This window comes from Sphingomonas sp., assembly GCF_036387595.1.
Classification (GTDB): domain Bacteria; phylum Pseudomonadota; class Alphaproteobacteria; order Sphingomonadales; family Sphingomonadaceae; genus Sphingomonas.
Window position 1 is genome coordinate 1 of record NZ_DASVTL010000054.1, and the last position, 7,774, is coordinate 7,774.

At 66.1% G+C, this 7,774-nt stretch carries 7 protein-coding genes and 1 pseudogene; 2 read left to right on the forward strand and 6 right to left on the reverse strand.

The window, feature by feature from the left end; genetic code table 11:
- Positions 1–138 precede the first annotated feature (138 nt).
- The 4 genes from bfr to purL all read right to left on the reverse strand — a co-directional run bounded on the left by bfr (position 139) and on the right by purL (position 4,392).
- A complete protein-coding gene (gene bfr / locus VF643_RS04200) occupies positions 139–654 on the reverse strand; it encodes a bacterioferritin (RefSeq protein WP_331042119.1) in 516 nt (171 codons plus the stop codon).
- 42 nt (positions 655–696) lie between these two features.
- Positions 697–867 carry a (2Fe-2S)-binding protein gene (locus VF643_RS04205; RefSeq protein WP_331042120.1) on the reverse strand — a complete coding sequence of 57 codons (171 nt, stop codon included), beginning with the start codon at positions 865–867 and terminating at the stop codon, positions 697–699.
- A gap of 76 nt (positions 868–943) precedes the next feature.
- Positions 944–2,167: a DUF418 domain-containing protein gene (locus VF643_RS04210; protein ID WP_331042121.1), complete on the reverse strand. Its 1,224-nt coding sequence runs from the start codon at positions 2,165–2,167 to the stop codon at positions 944–946.
- Positions 2,164–4,392: a phosphoribosylformylglycinamidine synthase subunit PurL gene (gene purL, locus VF643_RS04215; RefSeq protein ID WP_331042122.1), complete on the reverse strand. Its 2,229-nt coding sequence runs from the start codon at positions 4,390–4,392 to the stop codon at positions 2,164–2,166. Before purL ends, VF643_RS04210 begins: the two co-directional genes overlap by 4 nt.
- 139 nt (positions 4,393–4,531) lie before the next feature.
- Between purL and VF643_RS04220 the strand changes: the two genes are divergently transcribed.
- Positions 4,532–4,834 (forward strand): hypothetical protein, encoded by a 303-nt coding sequence (locus VF643_RS04220; RefSeq protein WP_331042123.1) that lies wholly within the window; start codon positions 4,532–4,534, stop codon positions 4,832–4,834.
- A 7-nt stretch (positions 4,835–4,841) separates the two neighbouring features.
- Here VF643_RS04220 and map read toward each other — a convergent pair whose 3' ends face one another.
- A complete protein-coding gene (gene map, locus VF643_RS04225) occupies positions 4,842–5,669 on the reverse strand; it encodes a type I methionyl aminopeptidase (protein WP_331042124.1) in 828 nt (275 codons plus the stop codon).
- A gap of 52 nt (positions 5,670–5,721) precedes the next feature.
- On the opposite strand from map, the gene VF643_RS04230 reads away from it, so the two are divergent.
- Positions 5,722–6,489, forward strand: coding sequence for a competence/damage-inducible protein A (locus VF643_RS04230; protein WP_331042125.1), 768 nt, complete (start codon positions 5,722–5,724; stop codon positions 6,487–6,489).
- A gap of 260 nt (positions 6,490–6,749) precedes the next feature.
- Here the strand turns inward: VF643_RS04230 and VF643_RS04235 are convergent.
- Positions 6,750–7,774 (reverse strand): annotated as a pseudogene (locus VF643_RS04235) (DNA-directed RNA polymerase subunit beta'); the annotation flags it as partial.

Consider the following 7,774-nt stretch of genomic DNA (forward strand, 5'->3'; position numbering starts at 1 on the left):
CCGGCCCGACCCGGAAGATGCCCTTCCATCCGCGCCCATTGCTCATCCGTCAGCGTCCGTCTGCTCAAGGCCTGGCTCCTTCGCCAACCTTGAATCAGACCTGCCACCCAAAGGGAATCCCCTAAATGCAGACAGCCCCTAAGCCTTCAGATACGGCGCCGCGCCCGCCTTGGGCGAATCGTCCTCGGCGACCGAATTGAGCTGGATGTAATTCTGGATGCCCATCCGGCCGATCATCTCCATCTGACGCTCCAGCGTGTCGACATGCTCTTCCTCGGACGCGAGGATGCGCGCGAAGAGTTCGCGGCTGATATAGTCCTTGGCTTCCTCGCAATAGGCGATCGCGCCGCGCAACTGGGTTACCGCCTCCATCTCCATCGCGAGATCGGACTTGAGCACCTCCTCGACCGATTCGCCGACGCGCAGGCGGCCGAGCAGCTGGAGATTGGGCAGGCCGTCGAGGAACAGGATGCGTTCGCACAGCCAGTCGGCGTGCTTCATCTCGTCGATCGATTCCATCCGCTCATACTGGGCGAGCTTGTAGACGCCCCAATGATCGAGCAGCCGGTAGTGCAGCCAATATTGGTTGATCGCGGTCAGCTCGTTCTTGAGCGCCTCGTTCAGCAGTTCGATGACCTTGGGATCGCCGCGCATCGCCATTGGCTCCGTACCTTTCGACAGGATTAGGAAGCCCTATTACGCAGCCGCGCGCTCCGCGTCGATGATGGCGCGCGCGAAAGGCACGCATTGGCCGCATTTCGGCTGGCGGCCGAGGCTGCGATAAGCCTGGCAGGCGGTGGTCGCGCCGGTGCGGGCGGCACAGCGCACGTCATTCTCACGGATGGCATTGCAGACGCAGACGACCATGCGAACTCCCTCGGCTATGCGCAGATGGGTAGCGCTATTGCGAGGCGGTCGCAAGCCTAATTGCGCATCGCTCGCATTATCGACGCATCTTTTCGACCCGCCACCGGGCGAGCGACCGCCACAGCCATTCGACCGGGCCATAGCGATACGCGGCCAGCCAAGGCTGCGACCAGGCGAGCATCGCGGCCCAGGCTGGCGGCACGAGAAGGTAGAGCGCGGCGCGCGGCACCGCGCCGAACAGGCCGAGACCATAGCCGTAGAAGATCGTCGTCATCACCAACGTCGTCGCCAGATAACTGCTGAAGGCGGCGCGTCCAGCGGCGGCGATGCGGGCCGTCAGCCAACCGCCGGGGCGCAGCGCGCAAATGCCGAGCGCGGCATAGCCGACCACCGCCAGATTGCGCATCGGCGCGGCTACGCTCACCGCGCCGAACACGACATCGGCGAGCGCGAAACCGCCGCGGATGGTGTGGAGTCCGGTCGCGACATAGACCGGCATCGCGATGCCCAACGTCACCGCCGCCCAGCGACGATAGCGCGCGGGGGACCAGGCTCCGGTCAGGAACCCCGATTTCAGCCCCGCCATGCCCAGCAGCATCGTCGCCAGCGTTTCCGGTCCCAGGATCGGCAGGAAGGTGGGCGGCGCCGCGCTCACGGTCCAGCGCCAGGCGAATATCTGCGCATAGGAGCCGCGATAGGCGGCGATTTCGGCGGCCAGATGCTGCGCAGGAGGTCTGCCGAAGCTCCCCTCCATCGCCGTGACAAGCGCGCGGCCGGTGGCATCGGGATGCGCCTGCGCGTCGAGAATCGCCGCATGAAGCCACGCCCCTTGCGCGCTCTCCCACAGGATCAGCGCGACGGCGACCCCGATCAGCCCGCGCACCGGCAGGCGCACGAAGGCATAAGCGATCGCGCCGCACAAGGCGTAATGCGCCAATATGTCGCCCCACCACAGCCCGTAGAGATGGAGGCAGCCGATCGCGAACAGCCACGCCATCCGCCGGTAATGCACGCGCGCGGCGTTCCGCCCCGAAGCCTGGGCGCGCTCGACGACCAGCAGCATCGACGCGCCGAACAGCAGCGAGAACAGCCCGCGCATCTTGCCCTCGACCAGCACATAGGTCGCGAACCACGCCGCGATATCGGCGGTCGACGTGCCGCCCCAGGCGTGGGGCGCGAAATAGGCCGCTTCGGGCAGCGCGAACGCCGGCAGGTTGGCGACGAGGATACCCATCACCGCGATGCCGCGCAGGAAATCCAGCGCCGGGATACGGCCGGCGGCGGACGCGCCTTCGCTCACGCCAGCGCGGCGTCCGCACCCATCAATCCGGGGAAGAATCCCTCATGCGCGGCGCGCAACGCATCGAGCGTCACCACGTCGTCGCGATCGGGGCGTTCGAAGATCAGCCGCTTGCCGCCGGTACGCCCCACCGGCTCGACCTCGACCCCGGCGGCGTGGGCGGCGGCCAGGAAATCCAGCATGCCATGATCGTCGATCGTGACGATATACACGCCCTGATCCTCGGCGAAGAACGAGCGTGCGCAGTCGAACGGCTGTTTGCGGTCGATCATCGCGCCGATCCCGCCCGCCAGCGCCATCTCGGCGATCGCCACCGCGACGCCGCCGTCGGCGACGTCGTGGACCGCCGTCAGGTGCCCCGCCAGGATTCCGGCGCGGACCAGGTCGCCGGTGCGGCGTTCGGCGTCGAGATCGACCGGCGGCGGCGGTCCTGCGTCAAGGCCCTCGCGGGCGTGACACTCGCGCAGCCAGAGCGATTGGCCCAGATGTCCGCCACGGCTGCCCACCACCAGGATGATGTCGCCGATGTCCTTGAACGCGATCGTTGCGGATTTCTGCCAATCCGCGAGCAGCCCGACTCCGCCGATCGCCGGCGTCGGCAAGATCGCGCTGCCGCCGCCGGTGGCCTTGGACTCGTTATAGAGCGACACGTTGCCCGACACGATCGGATATTCGAGCGCGCGGCAGGCATCCGCCATGCCCTCGATACAGCCGACGAACTGGCCCATGATCTCGGGCCGCTGGGGATTGCCAAAGTTCATGCAGTCGGTCGCGGCCAGCGGGGTCGCGCCGACCGCGGTGAGATTGCGCCAGGTCTCGGCGATCGCCTGACGCCCGCCCATCACCGGATCGGCGAAGCAATAGCGCGGGGTGCAATCCGTGGTGATCGCCAGCGCTTTCGACGTGCCGTGAACGCGCACCACCGCGGCATCGCCGCCGGGGCGCTGGACGGTGTCGCCGCCGACTTGGCTGTCATATTGCTCCCATACCCACCGCCGGCTCGCGATGTCGGGGCAGGCCATCAGCGTCAGCAAGTCGGCCGCGATGTCGTTGCTGCGGGGCATGTCGGCGATCGGGGCGGGGGGATCGATAAACGTCCACGGTCGGTCGTAGCAGGGCGCATCGTCCGCGAGCGGCCCCAGCGGGATGTCACAGACGATTTCGCCGCGGTGACGCAGCACCATGCGGCCAGTGTCGGTTACCCGGCCGATGACCGCGAAATCGAGTTCCCATTTGCGGAAGATCGCCTCGGCCTCCGCCTCGCGGCCGGGTTTCAGCACCATGAGCATCCGCTCCTGGCTTTCCGACAGCATCATCTCATAGGCGGTCATGCCGCTCTCGCGCTGGGGCACGTCGTCCATGACCAGTTCGATGCCGACGCCGCCCTTCGAAGCCATCTCGACGCTCGACGAGGTGAGGCCCGCCGCGCCCATGTCCTGGATCGCGACGATCACGTCGGTGGCCATCAACTCCAGGCACGCTTCGATCAGCAGTTTCTCGGTGAAGGGATCGCCGACCTGCACGGTGGGGCGCTTCTCCTCGCTGTCCTCGGAGAAATCGGCCGACGCCATCGTCGCGCCGTGGATGCCGTCGCGCCCCGTCTTCGAGCCGACGTAGACGATCGGATTGCCGATTCCGCTCGCGGCGGAATAGAAGATCCTGTCCTGATCCGCGACGCCGACGGTCATCGCGTTGACCAGGATGTTGCCGTCATACGCCTTGTGGAAATTCACCTCGCCGCCGACGGTCGGCACGCCTACGCAATTGCCGTAGCCGCCGATGCCGCGAACGACGCCGGCGACCAGATGGCGGGTGCGGGGGTGATCGGGTGCGCCGAAGCGCAGCGCGTTCATGTTGGCGATCGGCCGCGCGCCCATCGTGAACACGTCGCGCAGGATGCCGCCGACCCCGGTCGCCGCGCCCTGATAGGGTTCGATATAGGACGGGTGGTTGTGGCTCTCCATCTTGAAGATCGCCGCTTGGCCGTCCCCGATGTCGACGACTCCTGCATTCTCCCCAGGACCGCAGATCACCTGGGGACCGGTGGTGGGCAGCTTCTTGAGGTGGATTCGGCTCGATTTGTACGAGCAATGCTCAGACCACATCACCGAGAAGATGCCGAGTTCGACCATGTTCGGACTGCGCCCGAGCGCGTGCAGCACGCGATCATATTCGTCGGGGGAAAGGCCGTGGTCGGCGACGATCTGGGGCGTGATCTCGGTCATGCGCGCATGCCTTAGCTGCGCTGCTCCACGGCGTCACTAGCGCGCGACGCGCGCGAACGATCGCCGCGCGCCGTTAGCCATATCCGATGAACATTTCGTAACGACGTGACCGGTATGATGGCAGCCGAAGGAGGCGAAGATGGCCGCTGAAAGTATCGGGTATCCGTTGCCCGTCATGAAGAACGGCTACGCATGCCTGAACGCCAGCGAGATCGAGCTCGCTGCCAAGAACATCGACCCCGCGCGGCCCAAAGCGGAACCCAAACCGCGACCGGCCGAACCCGCCCCGCAGCGGGCCGATGCCGGACAATCCGTCGAAACGCGCGTTGCCGCTGCGCGCAAGGATGCGGTTGCGGCTACCGAACGCGTGGTCGGCTATACGCCCGAGGCGGTGAAGCGCGGAACGGTCGTCACGGGTACGGTGCTTTCGCTGACCGCATGAGCCTTAGTCAGGAATAGGGCGGCTGGGTATGGCCGGCGGGTGAAAGCGTGAAGATCTCGCAGCCATCCTCGGTGATCCCGATAGAATGCTCGAATTGAGCGCTGAGCGAACGATCACGGGTCACCGCCGTCCATCCGTCATCCAGCAGCTTCACGTCGGGCCGGCCGATGTTGACCATCGGTTCGATCGTGAAGATCATGCCCGGCCGCAATTCCGGCCCGGTGCCGGGCTTGCCCGCGTGCACAACCTCGGGAGCGTCGTGGAACAGCCGGCCGAGGCCGTGGCCGCAAAAATCGCGCACCACACCGTACCGATGGCGCTCTGCATGACGCTGGATTGCGTTGGCGACATCGCCCATGCGGTTGCCAGGCCGCGCCTGTTCGATCCCCAGCATCAGGCATTCGTAGGTCACCTCGACCAATCGGCGCGCCTTCAGCGGCACGTCGCCGACGAGGTACATCCGGCTCGAATCGCCATGCCAACCATCCAGGATCGGGGTGACATCGACATTGACGATGTCACCGGATTTCAGCGTCTTCTCGCCCGGAATACCGTGGCAGACGACATGATTGATCGAGATGCAGGTCGAATGGGTATAGCCGCGATAGCCTAGCGTGGCCGGCACGCCGCCGGCGGCCAGGATGAAGTCGTAGATCAGCCGGTCGATCTCGCCGGTGGAAACGCCGGGAACCATGTGCGGCACGAGCATGTCGAGGGTCTCGGCCGCCAATCGCCCGGCCTTGTGCATGCCGTCGAAAGCGGCGCGCCCATGCAGCTTGATAGCGCCGGTACGCGCGTTCGGAACGTCGCTGGTCACGGTGACATAATCGGTCATGCCGAGCGATATAGCGTGACGGATACCGGTTTGCGAGGCTAAGCCGCGGAGCATGCAAGGCGAACGCATCTGGACCGCTGGACTGGTCGTCATCGGCGATGAGATCCTGTCGGGACGTACCCAGGATCGAAACATCGCGCAGCTGGCCGCCTGGCTCAACGTCCAGGGCATCCGGCTTAACGAGGTCCGCGTGGTGGGCGATGAGACCGGCGCGATCGTCGAGGCCGTCAACACCCTGCGGAGTCGCTGCGACTATTGCTTTACCACCGGGGGCATCGGTCCGACGCACGACGACATCACCGTCGATGCGATCGCGCAGGGGCTGGGCGTGGGTGTCGTGCATCATCCTCAGGCGATGGCCATCCTGGACGCCTATTATGCGACGCGGGGCGGGTTGACCGAAGCGCGGGCACGGATGGCGCGGGTGCCGGAGGGTGCTGCGCTGATCGAGAACCGGGTGTCGGGTGCACCGGGCATCCGCATCGGAAACGTCTTCATAATGGCCGGTGTGCCGCACATCACGGCGGGCATGCTCGACGCATTGACCGGCACGCTAGAGGGTGGTCGGCCGGTCGTGTCGCGAACGATCGGCTGCTGGGTCGCCGAAAGCGAGGTGGCCGACATGCTGCGTGACGTGGAGAAAGCGCATCGCGATCGCGCGGAACTGGCGATCGGCAGCTATCCGTTTTTCCGGAACGGCCGGACGGGCGCCAATTTCGTGGTGCGCGGCCCCGATGCTGCAGCGGTCGACGCATGCCTTTTCGACCTTACCACACGACTGGAAGCCGCCGGCCATGCGGTAGCCGCCGAGGGCATATAGCGAACCCGGTTGAGCCCGTTTATGGCCAGGCCCGGGAGGCGTTGTCTACATAAGGCGCATCAACTTTCATAGGTAGATGCGATAGCCCTGCCCTTCAGGGAGGCGCTATCGGGCATCAACTTGGTCGCGAGAGCCTGGGGCCTTCCGAGGCGAGATCAGAAACAGGCTTTGCTGCGCTTGCGCAACACCGGCAAAGAAAGGCCGCCGCCCGGTATCCCGGACGGCGGCTTGATCTTCGTCGGGCGCTAGGCGCCGGACGATCAGTCGTTCAGATACTCGCCCGCATCGGCATCGGTGCCGGTGCCCGAGGTCACGACCTCGGCGAGTGGATCGTCGCCGGTGCCCACGTCCTCGCGCGGGGTACGTGCCTTTTCCGCGGCACGCTGTTCGGCGGCGCTGAGCGGCGCGACGATCGCGTCGGCCAGGCGGCGTTGCTGCGCGCGCAGGGCGACGTCACGGCTGGTCGCCGCCACGCGCAGGCGGTTCATGCCCGCGCCCGTGCCCGCCGGGATCAGCCGGCCGACGATGACGTTCTCCTTGAGGCCCATCAGCGTGTCTTGCTTGCCCTGGACCGCCGCCTCGGTGAGAACGCGGGTGGTCTCCTGGAACGACGCCGCCGAGATGAAGCTGCGGGTCTGCAGCGACGCCTTGGTGATGCCGAGCAGGACGGGCTTGCCCTGTGCGCGCGTCTGGTTCTTGTCCAGCTTCTCGTTGGTCGCGTCCATTTCCTCGCGGTCGACCTGTTCGCCCTTCAGCAGCGTGGTGTCGCCGCCGTCGGTGATCTCGACCTTCTGGAGCATCTGGCGGACGATCGTCTCTATGTGCTTGTCGTTGATCTTCACGCCTTGCAGACGATAGACTTCCTGGATTTCCGACACGAGATATTCGGCCAGCGGCTCGACCCCCATCGTCTCCAGGATGTCGTGCGGATCGGGCGACCCGCCGATCAGATTGTCGCCGCGCTTGACGTAATCGCCTTCCTGAACGTCGATCACCTTCGACTTGGGCACCAGATACTCGACCACCTCGCCGCCATCCTCGGGCTGGATGCCGATCTTGCGCTTGGCCTTGTAGTCCTTGCCGAACACCACCCGGCCGGAAACCTTGGCGATCACCGCCGCCTCCTTGGGGACGCGCGCCTCGAACAGCTCCGCCACCCGCGGCAGGCCGCCGGTGATGTCGCGCGTCTTGGCGCTCTCGGTCGGCAGGCGGGCCAGCACTTCGCCGGGCCGGACCATGTCGCCGTCGCCCAGCGACAGCACCGCGCCCACCGGCAGCAGGTACT

Coding starts and splice junctions, on each gene's coding strand:
- bfr (WP_331042119.1), bottom strand. CDS start 654: ATGCGCGGCGATCCCAAGGTCATCGAACTGCTGAACGAGGCGCTCAAG.
- VF643_RS04205 (WP_331042120.1), bottom strand. CDS start 867: ATGGTCGTCTGCGTCTGCAATGCCATCCGTGAGAATGACGTGCGCTGT.
- purL (WP_331042122.1), bottom strand. CDS start 4,392: ATGACCGAGATCACGCCCCAGATCGTCGCCGACCACGGCCTTTCCCCC.
- VF643_RS04220 (WP_331042123.1), top strand. CDS start 4,532: ATGGCCGCTGAAAGTATCGGGTATCCGTTGCCCGTCATGAAGAACGGC.
- map (WP_331042124.1), bottom strand. CDS start 5,669: ATGACCGATTATGTCACCGTGACCAGCGACGTTCCGAACGCGCGTACC.
- VF643_RS04230 (WP_331042125.1), top strand. CDS start 5,722: ATGCAAGGCGAACGCATCTGGACCGCTGGACTGGTCGTCATCGGCGAT.